14 protein-coding genes, 2 pseudogenes and 1 riboswitch are annotated in these 16,539 nt (G+C 70.0%); of the genes and pseudogenes, 8 read left to right on the forward strand and 8 right to left on the reverse strand.

Annotated elements, in window-relative coordinates; genetic code table 11:
- Positions 1–87: 87 nt before the first annotated feature.
- The 4 genes from ACZ7P3_RS26375 to ACZ7P3_RS26390 all read left to right on the forward strand — a co-directional run bounded on the left by ACZ7P3_RS26375 (position 88) and on the right by ACZ7P3_RS26390 (position 5,138).
- Positions 88–1,107 carry an NAD(P)-dependent alcohol dehydrogenase gene (locus ACZ7P3_RS26375; RefSeq protein WP_472085511.1) on the forward strand — a complete coding sequence of 340 codons (1,020 nt, stop codon included), beginning with the start codon at positions 88–90 and terminating at the stop codon, positions 1,105–1,107.
- Positions 1,108–1,382: 275 nt separating this feature from the next.
- Positions 1,383–2,879: an IMP dehydrogenase gene (locus tag ACZ7P3_RS26380; protein WP_472085512.1), complete on the forward strand. Its 1,497-nt coding sequence runs from the start codon at positions 1,383–1,385 to the stop codon at positions 2,877–2,879.
- Between the two features lie 274 nt (positions 2,880–3,153).
- Entirely contained in the window at positions 3,154–4,401 is a 1,248-nt protein-coding gene (locus tag ACZ7P3_RS26385) for a 2-isopropylmalate synthase (RefSeq protein ID WP_472085513.1), read from the forward strand.
- Positions 4,398–5,138, forward strand: coding sequence for a hypothetical protein (locus ACZ7P3_RS26390; protein WP_472085514.1), 741 nt, complete (start codon positions 4,398–4,400; stop codon positions 5,136–5,138). The genes ACZ7P3_RS26385 and ACZ7P3_RS26390 overlap by 4 nt, the downstream gene beginning before the upstream one ends.
- A 338-nt stretch (positions 5,139–5,476) precedes the next feature.
- On the opposite strand, the gene ACZ7P3_RS26395 is transcribed toward ACZ7P3_RS26390, so the two are convergent.
- Entirely contained in the window at positions 5,477–6,055 is a 579-nt protein-coding gene (locus tag ACZ7P3_RS26395; RefSeq protein ID WP_472085515.1) for a Type-2Aa cytolytic delta-endotoxin, read from the reverse strand.
- Positions 6,056–6,510: 455 nt separating this feature from the next.
- On the opposite strand from ACZ7P3_RS26395, the gene ACZ7P3_RS26400 reads away from it, so the two are divergent.
- Positions 6,511–7,158: an antibiotic biosynthesis monooxygenase gene (locus ACZ7P3_RS26400; RefSeq protein ID WP_472085556.1), complete on the forward strand. Its 648-nt coding sequence runs from the start codon at positions 6,511–6,513 to the stop codon at positions 7,156–7,158.
- 233 nt (positions 7,159–7,391) lie between these two features.
- Here ACZ7P3_RS26400 and ACZ7P3_RS26405 read toward each other — a convergent pair whose 3' ends face one another.
- Positions 7,392–8,099 (reverse strand): type 1 glutamine amidotransferase domain-containing protein, encoded by a 708-nt coding sequence (locus ACZ7P3_RS26405; RefSeq protein WP_472085516.1) that lies wholly within the window; start codon positions 8,097–8,099, stop codon positions 7,392–7,394.
- A 167-nt stretch (positions 8,100–8,266) separates the two neighbouring features.
- Entirely contained in the window at positions 8,267–9,124 is an 858-nt protein-coding gene (locus ACZ7P3_RS26410) for an alpha/beta fold hydrolase (RefSeq protein WP_472085517.1), read from the reverse strand.
- Between the two features lie 419 nt (positions 9,125–9,543).
- Here ACZ7P3_RS26410 and ACZ7P3_RS26415 point away from each other — a divergent pair.
- Positions 9,544–10,448: pseudogene (locus tag ACZ7P3_RS26415) on the forward strand (phosphotransferase family protein).
- Positions 10,449–10,638: 190 nt separating this feature from the next.
- Here ACZ7P3_RS26415 and ACZ7P3_RS26420 read toward each other — a convergent pair.
- Both ACZ7P3_RS26420 and ACZ7P3_RS26425 read right to left on the reverse strand, forming a co-directional pair.
- On the reverse strand, positions 10,639–11,457 hold the full coding sequence (locus tag ACZ7P3_RS26420) for an alpha/beta fold hydrolase (protein WP_472085518.1): 819 nt from the start codon (positions 11,455–11,457) through the stop codon (positions 10,639–10,641).
- A 379-nt stretch (positions 11,458–11,836) separates the two neighbouring features.
- Positions 11,837–13,237: a purine-cytosine permease family protein gene (locus ACZ7P3_RS26425; RefSeq protein ID WP_472085519.1), complete on the reverse strand. Its 1,401-nt coding sequence runs from the start codon at positions 13,235–13,237 to the stop codon at positions 11,837–11,839.
- Positions 13,227–13,320, reverse strand: a riboswitch (TPP riboswitch). It overlaps the preceding gene by 11 nt.
- 291 nt (positions 13,321–13,611) lie before the next feature.
- On the opposite strand from ACZ7P3_RS26425, the gene ACZ7P3_RS26430 reads away from it, so the two are divergent.
- Positions 13,612–14,010 (forward strand): DDE-type integrase/transposase/recombinase, encoded by a 399-nt coding sequence (locus ACZ7P3_RS26430; protein WP_472085520.1) that lies wholly within the window; start codon positions 13,612–13,614, stop codon positions 14,008–14,010.
- Positions 14,011–14,241: 231 nt separating this feature from the next.
- Here the strand turns inward: ACZ7P3_RS26430 and ACZ7P3_RS26435 are convergent, their stop codons facing one another.
- Both ACZ7P3_RS26435 and ACZ7P3_RS26440 read right to left on the reverse strand, forming a co-directional pair.
- A complete protein-coding gene (locus tag ACZ7P3_RS26435) occupies positions 14,242–15,054 on the reverse strand; it encodes a class I SAM-dependent methyltransferase (protein ID WP_472085557.1) in 813 nt (270 codons plus the stop codon).
- A gap of 28 nt (positions 15,055–15,082) precedes the next feature.
- The gene (locus tag ACZ7P3_RS26440) at positions 15,083–15,256 is read right to left on the reverse strand and encodes a hypothetical protein (RefSeq protein WP_472085521.1); all 174 of its coding nucleotides are present in this window, start codon (positions 15,254–15,256) and stop codon (positions 15,083–15,085) included.
- Positions 15,257–15,329: 73 nt separating this feature from the next.
- Between ACZ7P3_RS26440 and ACZ7P3_RS26445 the strand changes: the two are divergent.
- Positions 15,330–15,640: pseudogene (locus ACZ7P3_RS26445) on the forward strand (NF041680 family putative transposase); the annotation flags it as partial.
- A 166-nt stretch (positions 15,641–15,806) separates the two neighbouring features.
- Here ACZ7P3_RS26445 and ACZ7P3_RS26450 read toward each other — a convergent pair.
- Complete coding sequence (locus tag ACZ7P3_RS26450) at positions 15,807–16,451, reverse strand: dihydrofolate reductase family protein (protein WP_472085522.1); 645 nt, start codon at positions 16,449–16,451, stop codon at positions 15,807–15,809.
- Between the last annotated feature and the right edge of the window lie 88 nt (positions 16,452–16,539).

Below are 16,539 nucleotides of genomic sequence, written 5' to 3' on the forward strand. Positions count from 1 at the left end.
GCCGTAAGTGCTGTACTTACGGCGTAAGTCCTATACATACGCCGTAAGTAACGGGTGACGGAAACGGAAGCAGTGACGATGCGGAACATGAGCGAGCCGATCGCCGCCGGTGGGACCAGGACGATGACGGCCGTCGTGCAGGAGCGCTACGGCGCCGAGCCGGAAGCCGTGCTGCGCACGGCGCACCTCGCCCGGCCCGATGCGGGGCCGGGCGAGGTACTGGTGCGGGTGCGCGCCTCCAGCGTGGACCGGGGCACCTGGCATCTGATGGCCGGTCTGCCGTACGCGGTCCGGCCCGTGAGCGGGCTGCGCAGGCCGAAGCTCCCCAACCCCGGCCGCACCATTGCCGGTGTCGTCGAGGCGGTCGGCTCCGACGTGACCGGGTTCGCGCCCGGCGACGAGGTCTACGGCACGGCAGCCGCCGCGTTCGCCGAATACGCCGTCGCCCGCCCCGACAGGATCGCTCCCAAACCGGCCGGTCTCACCTTCGAGGAGGCGGCGACGGTACCCGTCAGCGCGCTCACCGCGCTCCAGGCGGTTCGCGACAAGGGCGGGGTCCAGGAGGGCCGCCGGATCCTGATCACAGGAGCCGCCGGCGGCGTGGGCACCTTCGCCGTCCAACTCGCCCACGCCTTCGGTGCCCAGGTCACGGCCGTCGCGAGCACGCGCAAGCTCGATGCCGTACGGGCGCTGGGCGCCGACCGCGTGATCGACTACTTGCGCGAGGATTTCCTCGCGGGCCCACGACGCTACGACGTCATCATCGACATCGCCGGCAACCGCGGTCTGCGGGACCTGCGCCGCGCCCTCACGCCCCGCGGCAGACTGGTGATCACCGGCGGCGAGACGAACGGTCCCCTGCTCGGCGGCACTGACCGGCAGCTCCGCGCACAGATGCTCTCCCCTTTCACCGGCCAGCACCTGGGCATTTTCATTTGCTCCGAGCATGCCGATGGGCTGCGCGACCTGACCGCTCTCATCGACGCGGGCACAATCAGGCCGGTGGTGGACCGCGTCTACCCGATCACCGACACCGCTGCAGCCGTCAGGCACCTTCTCGACGGCCGCGTCACGGGCAAGTTGGCCCTCGCCCTGCCCACCGAGTGACGCCGACCGATGCCCGCACGGGCCGGCGGTCGCGTTGGGACGCCTCGGACGGCCTACCGGTGAGGGGCCACGATTCGTGCAGAGGCCGAGGCAATCGATAGGGTGCCGGGTCACGACCGCACCCCGTTCGATCCACGGGCCGGTCAGGGCTCTGCCGCAGTTGGTGGCACCTCCACGGCTGCCGTGCCGATCTCTGCCTGCCCGGGCCCTGGGATACGGGGGCGATCCTCACGGCGGGGGCAGTCGGGCCCCGGCCGACGGGTCTGGAGGAACGAGTGGCACAGATCATCGCCGAGGTCTCACGGACGTTCAACGAGTTTCTGCTCCTGCCGAACCGGACTCGGACCGACTGCTCGGTTGCGACGGTCGACCTGCGCACACCCCTGGTGCGGCACATCGCAGGCGAGGCGTCGGCGATCGAGCTGCGGTCCCCGTTCACGTCCGCGATCATGCAGGCTGTCAGTACACCCGAGCTCGCGACCGCGCTCGCGCGCAGCGGTGGTCTCAGTTTCCTGCACCACAACCAGCCGATCCAGGACCAGGCCGCTGCGGTCCGCCAGGTGAAGAACTTCAAGGCCGGATTCGTCACCAGCGACACGAACGTCCGTCCCGGCGACAGCCTGAGCGTCCTGGTCGACGTCATGCGCCGCACCGGTCACAGCACCGCCGCGGTCACCCACGACGGGACCGCCACCGGCCGCCTGCTCGGCCTGGTGACCTCCCGGGACTTCCACCCCCAGCGCCATGACCTGGACGGTCCGGTCAGTGGCCGGATGACCGCCATCTCCGAACTGGCCCATGCCGGGCCCGACATCGCGCTTTCCGAGGCCAACACGCGGTTGTGGGACGAGCGGCTGGACTGCCTCCCGGTGCTGGATGCCGGGGGTCACCTGCAGTATCTGGTGTTCCGTTCCGACTACGCGGACAACAAGCGCTTCCCGAACCAGCTCGTGGACGCTGCCAAGCGTCTGCGCGTGGGCGCGGGTGTCAACACCCACGACTACCAGGAGCGCGTCCCCGCCCTGCTGGAGGCGGGCGTGGACGCGTTGTGCTTCGATTCGTCCGACGGCTACAGCGACTGGCAGGCGCAGGCTCTGACCTGGGTGAAGAAGCACTATCCGGAGGTCCCGGTCGGCGGCGGCAACGTGGTCGACGGCGAGGCGTTCACCTTTCTGGCCGAGGCGGGGGCGGACTTCGTCAAGGTCGGGGTGGGCGGCGGCTCCATCTGCATCACCCGCGACCAGAAGGGCATCGGCCGCGGCCAGGCCAGCGCCGTGCTGGACGTCGCGGCGGCCCGGGACGCCTTCCGCGAGCGCACCGGCGAGTACGTGCCGATCTGTTCCGACGGCGGGCTGGTGCACGACTACCACGTGGCCCTGGCGCTGGCGATGGGAGCCGACTTCGTCATGATGGGGCGGTACTTCGCCCGCTTCGACCAGGCGGCCGGCGCGAAGCTGCCCACCCGCGACGGCTTCGTGAAAGAGTACTGGGGTGAGGGCTCGAACCGGGCCCGCAACTGGCAGCGCTACGGCCAGGGAGGCCAGGGGCTGGTCTTCGAGGAAGGCGTCGACGGCTACGTCCCCTACGCGGGCGACCTCAACGAAGGGCTCGCCCTGACCGTTGCCAAGCTCAAGGCCACGATGGTCTCCTGCGGCTCCACCACTCTGCCCGGGCTCCAGTCCACGGCCCGGCTGACCCTCGTTTCGGACCAGAGCTTCCAGGAGAGCCACGCCACCGTCACCGTGCGGGATGCCCCGGCGACGGTCTCCTGACGAGCTGCCGAGGTCCGCCGGAGGGGCCACTGACCGAGAGGACTGGTGCACGGCCGGAACCCCCTCCCTCCTTCCTTCCCTCCCTCCCGCCGGTCGAGGGCTTTCATCGACCTTGTCGGCAGCCGAGCCGACAGCCCTGGCAGGTTGGCGGACCGTGCTGTCGGCCCGTTCGTCTGACGGTGGGTCATCTAGAGTACGGATCCGGCTGCTCTCCATCGGCGGAGGGCTGAGCGGTGGGCCGCCTGCGGGGCCGTGCCGGGGATCGGGGTGCGCGGTGGACGGGGATCTGGTCCGGGAGTCGGCTCGGGCGGGGCGGGTGGTCCTGTGGGAGGAGTCCGCGCGGGACGGTGCGCAGGCCAAGACGCTGATGGGCGCGGTGTTCCGGGTCCGGCTGGCGCGGGAGCAGGGGCGTATCTTCGGTGTGCACGGGCCGCGGCACGTGGTCTTCGCGGCCGGCTTCCCGGCGGTCTGCGGGGAGGAGTTCGAGGCAGTACGGCGGGTTGCGGTGGAGGCGGAGGGTTCGGTCAGCGTCGCCGCCGTGTGCCGCGGCAGGTCGGCGGACGTGCGGCAGGCCGTCGCCTGCGTCGGGGGCACGGTGCACGCGCGGATCATGGTCGTGGTGCCCGCCTCCGAGGCGATGGCGCGGGTGATGACCCACCGGACGGCGCGCGAGGCCCTGGAACAGGGTGTCGGACTCGTCAAGGACGCCAAGGACGTGGACGACCGGGTGGCGGTGGACGTCTGCCTGGCGGATGCCTCCCGCGCTGACCACGGGCTGATGGCGGCGTACGCGGCGGCGCTGACCGGAGCGGGAGCGGGGGCCGTCGTGCTGGCCGACACGGTGGGCTGCCAACTCCCGGCGGATGCCGCGGAGATGTTCACCAAGGTGCGGGACAGGGCGGCCGGTGAGGAGGTGGTCCTCGCCTCTCATCTGCACAACGACCTGGGCCTGGGCCTTGCCAACACGCTGGAGGCGCTGCGGGCGGGGGTGCGGGTGGTGTCCAGTTCCTGGCTGGGTATCGCCGAACGCAGCGGCATGGTGGCGACCGAGCAGCTGCTGTTCCTGCTCGCCCATGGTCCCGAGCGCACGGCGCGGTTGCTGGGCACGGATCGCGGCGCCTGGTGGACGGCTCCGGACCTCACCCGGCTGCCGGGTATCGCACGGATGGTCTCCGAGGAGACCGGCGTGCCGCTCAGCGTGACGACACCGATCGTCGGCACCGGCGTCGGCACGATCTCCACGGGTACCCCGTTCGTGCATCCGCACCTGTTCCAGCCGTTCGACCCCCAGGAGATGCTGGGGATCACGCCGGGAGTGGTGCTCACCCATCTGGCCAGCGCCCGGGTGGTGAAGGCGGTGGCCGCCCGGCTCGGCCACGACCTGGACGACGCGCAGGCGCAGACCGCGATGGGCTGGGTGAAGACGCGGGCGTATCGGACCGGTCGGGCCACGGTCGACGAGGCTGCCTTCGGCAGCTACCTCGACGGGCTGCGCCACCGTGTGACGGGGGATCAGCGATGAGCGCGGACCGGGGGACGGTCCCTGAGCCGGCACCGGACTCCGACCTGGGCACCGTCGATGCCGCGGGTGCTCGGCGTGCCCTGCGGCGGGGCACGGCGGTGGTGCTGCCGAATCCGGCGCCGCTGACCTCCGTCGTCGCCGCGACCGACCCGCAGGCCGTCAACACGGCCAAGGGCCGGCCGGCCGAGCAGGCTGTCGCGCTCTGGGCTCACGACCCCGCCACCCTCGCCGCGCTCTTCGAGGTCCTCGACCTCGACCCGGACCGCGCCACCCTGGCTCGCCGGCTGCTCACCGACGAGCGGGCGACCCTGCTGGTGCCGCTGCGGCCCGGCGCCCGTGGGCCGTCCTGGCTGCCACCGGCCACGCGGGACGGCTGGACCCTGCTCTTCGGCGCCCGCTGGACACCCCTGCTGCCCGTCCTCGCCGGCCATCCCGTCCTCTACGTCAGCAGCGCCAACCGCACCGGCCAACCGCCCGCCGGCTCGGCCGCGGCCGCCGTCGCGATGTTCCCCGCGGCGGTGCCCGTCCTCGGCACCGCCTCCCTCACCGGCGCCGGCCGTGACCCGGCCGGGGCGGCCCGTGCGGCGACCACCACCCTGCGCCTGCACCCGGACGGGCGGATCGGCCTGCACCGCCACGGCGCCCAGGACCGGCCGTATACGGCCGCCGGCCACTACCTCGAACACATCCGAGCCACATACGCCATCACGGGCTCCGACGGGGTTACGGACCGGTGAGCGCGCACGTTCGTACCCTGCTTCTCGGTCTGGGCGCGGTCAGGCGTCGGGCCTGCTCTGATGCCGGGGGAGGGGGGACGGAAGCACTCCGGCTCACTGGGAGTGCCGACGGTTCGTCACCGAAGTGGTTCGCAAGCGGGCGGCAGGACTCGTCGGAGGGGGAAATGCCCGGCCCCACGGGATCAAGCGGCAAGGTGGCTGTCACCACCGCACAGCGGTGAGTGGTCTTCGCGGCCCGGGACGGCGGGCCGTAACCTGTCGTGGGGGCCGGTGGGGGATCGGCCGCAGCACCTACGGGGGACGGCCCGGGAAGGAAGCCGCAGCTGATGCCCGGAAGGTCAGGTCACGTTCGCGAGCTTCTGGCGCACGACGATCGCGTTGAGCCGGACCGCGAACGGTGCGGTGTCGGTGAGGCCCAGGGCCCCGACACGGGACTTGTCGAGGCCGACGGTGACGTCGGCGCAGAACGCGACGGCGTACAGGTACGCGTCGGCCTCCTCGTCCTGGAGCGCGAAGAACAGATCGCGGTAGTAGCTGGTGTGGTCCAAACCCTCCTCGTAGTAGGCCAGTCCCGGTTCGCCCTCCTGCGCGGCCAGAGCGGTGAAGGCATCCACCAGGCCGCGCTCGACGGTGTCCCAGAACGATGCCTGCGCCGCCTCGGGCGGGAGCGCCTGGCGTACCGCCTCCTTGAGGGAGAGCGCCATCACCAGGATCGGCGCCTCCTCCTGGAGCCTCCAGCCGCGGACCATCTTGACGATCTCGCTGTCGGGAAGCAGGGCGGCGGCATCGCGAATGTGATTGAAGTCGTAGTTGACGGTGGCGGGCGCGATCGCCTCCTGGAAGGCACGCCCCAGGGCCTGCGCTTGGGCCAGATGGGCCTCTCCCACCTCGGTGACTGTCCTGAAACTGGCTGCCAATTTACCCTCCTTAAACATTTTGTTGCACGAGTGAGGCGTCAGTATGCCGTAGCGGTGCACCACCGCGCCCCCCCAGGGCGCCTGTGCGGCAGGCGCCACGCGCAACAGCGTCGGGACCAGCAACTTCTCTGGGCCGGGCGGCACACACAGCACGGCCTCCGTTCTCACCTGACTCGCCCAGGAGGCATTTAGTGGTCGAGTTCGTAAGTCTTTCGGGGGTTGACTTCGGTGCTGCTTGGAGTGTGTCTGCGGTCATGTGTCGAGGCGGAGGCGGCCGGTGATGTCGAGGGCGCCTTGGGGAGGGCTGCATGCCGTTCGGCGGTCTGGCGTCTTCGTATTCACCGTCGAAGCAGCCATAGCGTCGGCAACTCGGGCTCTGAGCCGCCCGGCTTGACCTCAACCGCGCTTGACGTTCAATGCTGGGCACACGGCGACGACAGGAGGTTTGTGTGACAATGCTTCAGCTGCCGGATCTGGCCCGGGCTGACGCCGGGACCACCCTGATCAGCGAGTGGATCGCGGACACGCCGGACCGTCAGGACAGGGCGGGCCGTGCACTGCTCGGGGAGTGGGACGAGCTGTCGGCCAGGTTTCGCCCCGAGGCTTTCCTGCGGCTCAGCTGCTTCGCAAGCGCGGACGGGCGTGTGCTGCTCAGTGTCGCGCAGTGGACCAGCGACGATGCCCACCTTGCCTTCGTGCGCGAACACCGGGCTGAGATGGTCGGCCGCATCGACCGCGAGATCCCGGGGATCGGGCGTCCCGGGCTGGTCCGCTACCGGTTGGCGCACACCGTCGTGCCGGACGGAGCCGGCGACGACACGACCGACGTGGTCGTCGTCGCGCGCGCCGAGAGTGAGCCGGCGTCCCATGCCGCGCGATGGGCTGAGGCCACCGCCGACCGGCTACGGGCGGCTCCGCCCCCCGGCATGGGCACCGCGCACGTGTTCGTAAGCGAGGACGGTGCGCGTGGCCTGCTCTACGCGCCGGTGGCACAGGCGAATGGCGTTGCCGGTGCGCGGCCCTACCGGCTGCTCGGAGCCGTCGCAGGGCCGGGCACCGGTGCGGACGGCGCAAGACCGGCGGGCGGGGGCTCAGCGTTCTGACGGTGCGGGAGGGCGTAGCCGACCCCGGAGAGCCGTTCCGGCAGCTCCCACAGGCGGCCGGTCCCGGGGCCGGCCGGCCAATTGACGCGGTCAGCCGCAGCTCGTGCCCGCACATGGGAGGACGGGGAGGGAGCGCAAGCACCCGTGGGGGACCCCTGAGGCACCTGTGGAGAACCCCTGAGGCACCTGTGGGCAACTCCGAGCAAGGAGTGGGCACTTCCCGAAGATGGCCATCACCCTCGGGCGTGGCCCAGAGCTTCGACGAGTTCTCTGGCCAGTGGACCCGACGACGCGGGGTTCTGTCCTGTGAAGAGGTTGCGGTCCACGACCGTGTAGGGCTCCCAGACAGGGCCCCGCGAATACTCGGTGGGGAGCTTCTTCAGCTCGTCCTCGAGCAGCCACTTGGCCTTGTCGGCGAAGCCGACACCGGCCTCCTCATCGTTGCAGAAACCCGTCACACGGTAGTTCGCGAAAGGCGTGTCGCCGTTCGCGTCACGGGTCGCGAGGAGAGCGGCCGGGGCGTGGCACACGATGCCGAGGGGACGGCCGGAGGCGAGCGCCTCCCGCAGCAGTGACCCGGAGTCCGGGTCGACCGCAAGGTCTTCCATCGGGCCGTGGCCTCCGGGGTAGTAGACCGCGTCGTAGTCGTCGAGACGCACATCCTCGAGGGAGACGGGATGCCGCAGCTCGTCCGCCTTCTCGATGACCGCCTCCTCCCGCAGGGCGTTCTCCTCGCCGCCCGCCATGCGCGGCTCCAGGCTCATCGTGTCCACGACGGGCACGACCCCATGCGGAGTCGCCACGGTGACCTCGTGTCCGGCGTCGGTGAACACGCTGTAGGGCGCCACGAACTCCTCGGCCCAGTACCCCGTGGGATGTCGGTGCCCGTCCTTGAGGGTCCAGTAGCTCGCGCCGGTCAGCACACACAGGATCTTGGCCATGGGACGCTCCTCCGGAACACACTGCCCCGGACAGGGCATGGGGTTACCGGTTCACACGTGTCCAACAAGTCTGAGCGGGCATGGGAGAGGCCGCAACCCGTGGCCGCCGTACAGGAAATACGTGACACGAACACGTGCGGGCACACGCCCGGGTACGTGCGGGTCCCCTATTTCCACATGTAGTCCTCGGCGGCGTCGGTGATCAGATTTTTGACCGCCTGAGGATGGGAGACAAGGGAGACGTGCGAGGAGTCGATCTCCACCGTCTTTCGGGCATGCGCCCGCTGCGCCTCGAACCGCTCCAGGCTCGGGTTGATCGCCCGGTCCTCCTTGCCGATGAGCGCGTAGACGGGTTTGGTGCGCCACGCGGCGCCGGTGAGCTTGTCGGCGAACGCCGACAGCGCGATCGGGCGCTGAGTGGCGCCCAGGATGTCGGTCTGGCTCGTGGGCAGGTCGGCGGCGAAGACCTGGCGCAGTCGGTCCGGCTGCACGTACACGTCCGTGCCGGTGGTGCCGTCGCCGTTGCGGAAGGGCACCTGTTTCAGGGCCGTGGTGAGGGCGGCGGGAGGGAACTTCGCGGAGAGGCTGGAGAAGGACTCGCCCGCGTCGGGCATGATCGCGTTGATGTACACGAGGGCCTTGACGTTGTCGTTTCCTGCGGCGGCTTGGGAGATCACCTCTCCGCCGTAGGAGTGCCCGGCCAGGACGATCGGTCCCTTGATGGACTTCAGAAAACTTGCGAGGTAGGTCGAGTCCTGGGGGATGCCGCGGAGCGGGTTGGCCGGTGCGGCCACCGTGTAGCCGTTGCTCTGGAGCCGTTCGACGACTCCGTTCCAGCTCGACGCGTCGGCGAAGGCGCCGTGGACGAGCACGATGGTGGGCCTCTCCCGCCCGGGATCCCCGCTCGGCCCGCCGGCCTGCGCTGTCACGAGTGCCAGGACGGAGGCGGTTCCCGACAGTGCCAGAAGTGCCGCACCCCAACGGACGATGTTCACGTTGCGGCGGGACTCACGGGATATTCGCATGCCGGTCCTTCGGTGCGAGGGCGTCGGGCGACACCCGGGATTCCAGCGTCGAGGACACCTGCCGGCATGTCCCCGCGCACGGGCCATCCGGGTGAACGCACCCGGCAGAGGCAAATCGCTGGCCCACGCGGCGACTGTGCGCCCGGGTCGTGCACCAGGCCCCTCGGCCAATCCCCTTCGACGCGCCTTCGTCACAGCCGTGCGATCACTGCCGGAATCCGCTGGACGGGGACCTTCCCGGCTGGGGTCACGGCTCGATGCGAGTGCCTGAACGGTGCCTGCGGCGCAGCTGCGAGAGGAGCGGAGCAGCGTTGCCATCGCCTCCGGCAAGGCTTCTGCGCGTGCCGCCGTCCGGATGGTGAGGGGGCACGGTGGTCGACCAACACGCGACCGCTGTCCGGCTGTTGACCTTGACTTGGGTGAGCCGGCACCTTGAGGCCGGCGAACGGATCGTCAGAACCGAGGCGTTGCACGGCGGCATCACTGCCGAAATGCGATGGCGGCTGACCCTCGGCACCTGGGACGGCGGCACGCGTGACCTGGTGCTGCGGACGATCGTCAAAGTGGAGCACGCCGAGGACCGGCTGAACCGGGAGGCCGGCGCCCTGACCCTGCTCACGGGGACCGGCGTGCCGGCTCCTGGCCTGGTCGCGCTGGATCCGACCGCCGCGCAGTGCGAATATCCGTCGCTCCTGATGATGCATCTGGCGGGCCGGACGGTCCTCGACGACGAGGGATTGGAGACGCGCGTCCCCGTACTGGCCCGTCAACTCGTGGCGATCCACGCGTTGCGGCCCGACGAGCGGCCCCGGGAGTATGAGGCGTTGACGACCGCCGACACCGTCGTCGTTCCGAAGGGCGCCGACGCGGCGGCATGGGCCGCGGCGATCGACGTGATCCGCAGGCCTGCGCCGCCCTATGAAGGGCGATTCCTGCACCGGGACTTCCACCCCGGCAACGTGCTCTTCGACGTGCCGCCCCCAAAGCCGGCAGGTCCCCGGATCACGGGGGTCGTCGACTGGGTGCAGACCTCCTGGGGCCGGCGGATCTCGATGTGGCGCACTGCTCCACCCATCTCGCGCTGCCGCACGTCTCGGCGTGGGGTCTGCGGTTCGCTGAAGCGTATGAAGAGACCGGCGGGGTATTGGCCGTGGCCGCGAGCGAGCGGCTGTACTGGCGAGTGCGGGACGGACTGGCGCTCTCAGAAGAAGTGCGGTCGGTGGCGCAGCCATGGCAGGAGGCGGGGAGGACGGATCTGACGACGCGAGCCGTGGAGGAGCGGCTGGATGCCTATGTCACCGTCCTGATGGACACCCTGGGCTGAGCCAAAGCCGCCCGGGGCGCGGGCACGGCGGCGAGCGCCAGGCCGGATGCCATGCTCATGAGAACGGGCTCTGGCTCAGATTCTGCGGCAAGGACACTCTGAGTGACGGCAGAGTGTCCATGGCCGGAACCGGAGGCCGCCCGAAAATGAGCCGTGGGCAGGGCGGTCGGACCGGGAGTGTGCTAGGCGATCAGCACGGGAAGGCCCCGCCGTCGACCTCGCGCCAGAAGGCGTGAACCCGTGCGTTGAACATGTCCGGGGACTCCTGGAACGGCTGGTGGGCTTCCTGCGCCATGACTTCGAAGCGGGCACCCGGGATGGCATCGGCCACGACCTGGCCGAGCCGCGGAGGCGTGGCGATGTCCCGCTCACCGGCCAGGACGAGGGTCGGCGCACTGATGCCCGGCAGTCGATCGAGCGTGTCGTGCCGCATGAACGAATCCAGTTGGCGCTGGAAGGCCTCGACGGACTGCGGGTACGGGAAGGCGAGCGCCTCGTCGATGGTTCGCTGCACCGTGCCGTCGGCGTGGGCCCGCGGCGAGTAGATCCACAGGAAGAACGCCTCCAGCATGGCGCGTTCGTCGGGCGCCTCCGTCACCAGCCAGTGCCAGAAGCGGGTCATGGCGGCGACGTAGGCGTCCGCCCGTGCCCAGGTACTCGTGAGGACGAGGCTGCGGACGGCTTCCGGGTGACGCAGCGCCAACTCCTGCGCGATCGCACTGCCGCCCGAAAAGCCGGCGACATGCGCCCTTTCGACTCCGAGTTCCCGCAGCAGTTCCGCGGCGTCATCGGCCATCATGGCCACGGACATGGGTCCGTCGGGCAACGGCGTCCGCCCAACCCCTCGGTTGTCGAAGGCGATGACCCGGTACCGGTCCGACAGCCCGTCGAGCTGTGCCTGCCATGCCTTCGCGGGATCGCCCAGCCCAGCGATCAACAGGACATCGGGCCCTCGGCCTCGGCTCTCGGTCCAGATCGTGGTGCCGTTGACTTCGACGTACTCACCCATGGAACACCTCCTGCCTCATCGTCTTCTCCGTCGGTCCGCGATTCCGACCCACCGCGCCGCACGCACTCCGAACGTCCTCGGCCTTCCACCGCCGCACCTCCAACAGGTCATCGGATCCGAGTGGTGCGGCACGACTCCGCATGGCGTGCTTCGGTCTGCTTGGGCTGTGTCGGCAGCCGCTTTCCGAATCCTCGTCTCATCACGCCCGGTGACGGACCGGAGAACCTGTGTCTCATGGATTTGGCCGGCGCAGCGAGCTGCCCATGCCCATCGGCAGGCCGTGATGCCGGAGCCCCGACGTGGATGGGAGGGCGTCGGCGGCGTTCGTACGCGGGGAGGGGCTGTCGGGGCCGTACGACGCCGCTGCGCCGAGGCGTGCTCAGACCTGGGGTCGTAGGCGCCACGGCGTGTAGACGAGCAGGGCCGCGAGGAACGCCACGGGGTAGGCGAGATCGGCGCCGTGCAGGGCTCGGGCGACCGGGCCCACGTACAGGCTGGTGCTCATGAACGGCACCGAGACGGCGAAACCGACGACGAACGCGGTGAGAGCCGGCCACCATGGCTGCGGCTTCGCCTCCTCCGCCGCCAGGTCGACCGGGCGGCCGCCGCGCGCCCGGGTGCGAGCCACCCAGTCGACGATCACGATCGCGACGAACGCGGGGATCCAGTAGCCGACGAACAGCAGCACGTTCTGGAAGCGGGCGGTGGTGTCGGCGGCGTGCATCCACAGGACTAGCGGGAATCCGAGCACCGCGGCGAGCGCGGCGGCGAGCGGCCGTGACAGCCGCACGCCGATGGTCTGCAGCGCCAGCGACCCGCTGTAGTCGTTCATGGCGTTGCTGCACAGTGCCGCGAGAGCGACCGCGAGGAGTCCGAACGCGCCGAGAGCGCCGCCGCCGAGCAGCCGGTCCACACCGTGGGCGGTCTGGTCGGTGAACTGCGCGGCGCCCCACAGGCCGAGCGCCTGCACCGCGACGAAGGACACGCCGACACCGAGCAGGGTGTACCAGAACATGCGCGGACGGGACGTCGTCCGTGGCAGGTAGCGGCTGAAGTCGCTGGCGTACGGGGCCCACGATAGGGCGAGGCTCAGAGCGATGGTGCAGGTCAGCACGAACGCGCCTGCCCGGTCGGCGCCATGTACGGTCGCGGCCGTGGCGGGTTGGGTGCTGTGCACGAGCTTCACCGCCAGCGCGGCGAGCGCGGCGGCGAGCGCGAAGGTCATCACCGTCTGCATGCGGTGGATCGCCTCGTAACCGATCACGCCGAGCGCCCCCTGGGCCGCCAGCATCACCACGACACCCAGCCAGAAGGGACAGCCGACCAGCTGGGCCAGCGCGTCCCCGCCGAACAGGCCGATCAGGGCGTCCCAGGCTATGGACGACAGCCACTGAAGGGCGCCCGGCAGGGCGACGGCCCGTCCGAAGGCCAGCCGCGCCAGCGGCAGCTGGCCCGCCCCGGTCTGGCTTCCCCAGGTCCCCAGGTAGGCCGTGGGCACCGCTCCGATCAGGGTGCCGAGCACCACGGCGAGCAGCGCGGTGGCGAAATCCAGTCCGAGGGCCGCCCCGACGGTGCCGGTGAACACGCCGGTCATCGTCAGGTTGGGGGCGAACCATACGGTGAACAGCCGCCGGGGGCTGCCGTAGCGGGCGTCCTCGGGCACCGGCGTGATACCGCGCGCCTCCACCCGCAGATCCCCGGGGGCCGTCGGCATCCGGCCGTCGAAGACGCGCCGCGCCTCGGCGACGGCCGTCTCTTCATGGGCATACGGCAACGACATACGACATCCCTCCGCCAGTCCTAACTGGTTCAGGTTCAACGGGTGTGATCTCAGCCCCGTGCGGGGCACCCCGTGTCCAGGTACGCCGGCCAGAATAGCCCGGACCGATGACTGGTTCCGGCCAGGGGGAGGGGAGGTGTGCGGGAGGACCGGGTCACCACAAACGCGGCACGGCCGTGGCGGCCCGCCCGAGAGCCGCCCGGCCTCACCCCGCGCGAGGGCGGCTTCACGACCGCGTTCGGCGGCTCCAGGCCAGCAGGCGGGCCCCGGCCTCGGCTCCACCACGACGTCGGTCGAAGTGGAGGCGGAGCATTGACCCGCCTACGCCAAGAATGCTGCCCCGGCGCCTGTCCCGGCCGGGCGACATGTGACACATGAATGAGGCGTTCATCCAGGTCAGTAGGCGGATGCGGTACCTGCGGCGCGCCGTCGGCCGGGACGTCCATGCCCTCGCCACCCTCGAGACCGAAAAGCGGGACACCGAGGCGGCGGAGCGATCCTTCCGTAGGCTCCTCAAGGACTCGCAGTGCGTGCCCTGGGTGATCGTGACAGAAGGGCTGCTTTCCTACGACGCCACCCACCGCCGGACGTTGTCGACCGTGTGCGCGTGGTGGGAATTCCGTCCTGGCCGGTCATCCTCAGGCCCCCTGCGTAACGGCACCGCCCAACGACATCCAACGCGTGAGTCATCGCCTCCGAGACCGCGTCAGGTGCGTCGTCCGCATAGTGCAGAGAGATCCTGTGTGCCTCTGCCGCCAGGGCGACCAGGTTAGTGAATGCCCTGGTGCGGTGCATTTCCCCGGCGTCATAGCCCAGGACAGGGCGTTCACTCAACTGAGGAGCCGTTCGAGCCGGCGATCCGTCGTCAGCCGCTGGATGATCGATTCCAAGGGGTTTGCTGGTCGAAGGCGGTCAGTGCGCGCATGACCGGCTGGCCGTGCATGAACCTGGCTCCACTCATCAGGTCCCCTTGGAATCGATCATCCAGGGAACCGGGAGACGCTCTACCGGCGGACCGCCGAGATCAGTCCGCCGGGCCCCTCCTCGCGCTGCGGCGGGGTGCTGATCGGGCGGCCGTAGGCGGCAGCGCGCTCGCGCAGGGTGTGGCTGCTGGCCTCCCAGCCGTGCCCGGCCAGCCAGCCCACCGGGTCGTCGGGCATCTCCGAGACCCACATGGACGCCGGCGATCCCGGCACGGCGTCCGCGGCGAAGCGCTCGATCACGCCGCGCGAGCCCAACGTCAGTCCCATCCGACTGCCTGCCGCCGACTGCGCGCTGATCCGGGCCAGCAGCAGCTCCACCGCGTCCTCGGGCAGATAGATCAGCAGTCCTTCGGCGATCCACACGGTCGGCACCGCCGGGTCGTGCCCTGCGGCGGCCAGCGCGCCTGGCCAGTCCTCACGCAGATCCACCGCGACGGTGATCCGCTCGCAGCGTGCGACGGCCCGCTCCTGGCGCAGCACCGAAGTCTTGAAGTCCAGTGGCGCGGCGGTGTCGACCTCGAACAGCCGGGTGCCCTCGGGCCAGTCCATCCGGAAGGCCCGGCTGTCCATGCCGGCGCCGAGCAGCACAACCTGCCGCACCCCGGACGCGGAGGCCTGCTGCAACAGGTCGTCGAGGAACTTCGTCCTGATGACGATGGAGAACGACACGGCCAGCCGGCGGCGTCGCGCGGCCTCGTCATCGGGCGGCGGCGAGGAGGGCCACAGGCCGCCGGCGCTGGCGAAGGCCTGTGCCAGTGGGTCGCGGAACAGCGCGTTCTCCCGCTCGGTCTCCAGCGCCCGCACCCTGGCCACCCCTACCGCCGTGGCCCACACTCCCGACGGCCGCACCCGCTCCTGCTCATCAGTCACCGTGCCAGCCTAGATGAACGGTTCCAAGTTGTGCGACGCCCTGTTGTGTACGGAGTTGTGCACGCACGGGCCGGTACGGATGCTGGTCGACCTCGACCTCGACCTCGACCTCGACCTCGACCTCGACCTCGACCTCGCACTCGCACTTGAACACCGCTGTGGACACAGAGCCCTTTATGCAGGGCGCAACCGGGGACGGATCGATGTTGGCCGACTGCGTCGAGCCCTGACCAGCGCTCGTCTTCGGTGATCCCAGCACCTGGGGCGCCGAACAGGCCGTGACGCCCACCGACAAACACCCGGCTCTTCGGGAAGGCGACCGCGCAAGCGTGGGACCGACTACACCGCGGCTCACCGTGCGGGGTGCCTGGCCCGACCACGAAGGCCGCTGCCCATCATCGAAGGGACCGTCGTTCGCCTGGTCGTGGAGAAGCTGCCCAGCGGCGAGGTGAACAAGCCAGTACGGCCGTGGTGGTCAGGCACCGGCGCCACCGCGGCGGATGTCAGCCGCTGCTGCCAGTCCTTCCTTCGCCGCTTCGACATCGAGCACCCGCAGCACCGCGACCGTCACGTTTGAAGGCATCGAGGTTCACGGGATCGACTCCGTAAGCAACAGAGCCCAGGCCATGCTCGCGCCCGCATCCGCAGTGAGAAGGCCATCCGATGGGGCGGACGCCCCATCGGAGTCGCAGCTTGAACTCGAGTGGGCCCTCGCCTCACCTTCGCCAGAACAGGTGGTGCGTTACACCGCTCGGGCTGGGCACGACCTCCAGGTGGAACCGGTCGAGCAGCTCATCGGGGGACTCCCAAAGTCGTAGTCCGGACCCTAGCTTTACCGGCGAAACCGCCACATGCATGGTGTCGACGAGGTCGGCATCGAGGAACTGCCGGATGGTGGTGACCCCGCCACCGAGCCGGACGTCCTTGCCCTGCGCCGCTTCCCGTGCCCGTTCGAGGACCGTGGCCGGGTTGCCGTCGATGAAATGGAATGTGGTGTCGGAGAGCGTGAGCGACGGACGCTCGTGGTGAGTCATGACGAACACCGGAGTGCGGAATGGCGGCTCCTCACCCCACCAGCCGCGCCAGTCATGGTCCTGCCAGGGCCCGCGCTGGGGCCCGAACTTGTTGCGCCCCATGATCTCGGCACCGATGTTGCGTGCGAAGTCCCGCGTGAAGTAGTCGTCCAGGCCCCGGCTCCCCCCGGAATCCGTACGCATGGGCCAGCTCGCCGTGGCCCCGGCCCAGGCGAACAGCCTCTCGGGATGGTCGTAGCCGAACGGTTTCTCCAGACTCTGGTGCTCACCAGCGCCGATTCCGTCACTCGAGACGTTGAAGTTCATGACTCTCAGCAGTTGATCCACGTCTTTCCTCCTCAGGTCTTGTCGCGTCATCGTGTGGCGAGGTGCCACACATCATGACGTCGAACGGGACGTGGCCGGATCGACAGCT

This window comes from Streptomyces sp. NPDC107581 (assembly GCF_055657175.1).

Excerpts from the sequence above, each read along its gene's own strand:
- ACZ7P3_RS26390 (WP_472085514.1), top strand. The coding sequence starts at position 4,398 with ATGAGCGCGGACCGGGGGACGGTCCCTGAGCCGGCACCGGACTCCGAC.
- ACZ7P3_RS26425 (WP_472085519.1), bottom strand. The coding sequence starts at position 13,237 with ATGTCGTTGCCGTATGCCCATGAAGAGACGGCCGTCGCCGAGGCGCGG.
- ACZ7P3_RS26375 (WP_472085511.1), top strand. The coding sequence starts at position 88 with ATGAGCGAGCCGATCGCCGCCGGTGGGACCAGGACGATGACGGCCGTC.
- ACZ7P3_RS26410 (WP_472085517.1), bottom strand. The coding sequence starts at position 9,124 with ATGCGAATATCCCGTGAGTCCCGCCGCAACGTGAACATCGTCCGTTGG.
- ACZ7P3_RS26405 (WP_472085516.1), bottom strand. The coding sequence starts at position 8,099 with ATGGCCAAGATCCTGTGTGTGCTGACCGGCGCGAGCTACTGGACCCTC.
- ACZ7P3_RS26400 (WP_472085556.1), top strand. The coding sequence starts at position 6,511 with ATGCTTCAGCTGCCGGATCTGGCCCGGGCTGACGCCGGGACCACCCTG.
- ACZ7P3_RS26430 (WP_472085520.1), top strand. The coding sequence starts at position 13,612 with ATGAATGAGGCGTTCATCCAGGTCAGTAGGCGGATGCGGTACCTGCGG.
- ACZ7P3_RS26420 (WP_472085518.1), bottom strand. The coding sequence starts at position 11,457 with ATGGGTGAGTACGTCGAAGTCAACGGCACCACGATCTGGACCGAGAGC.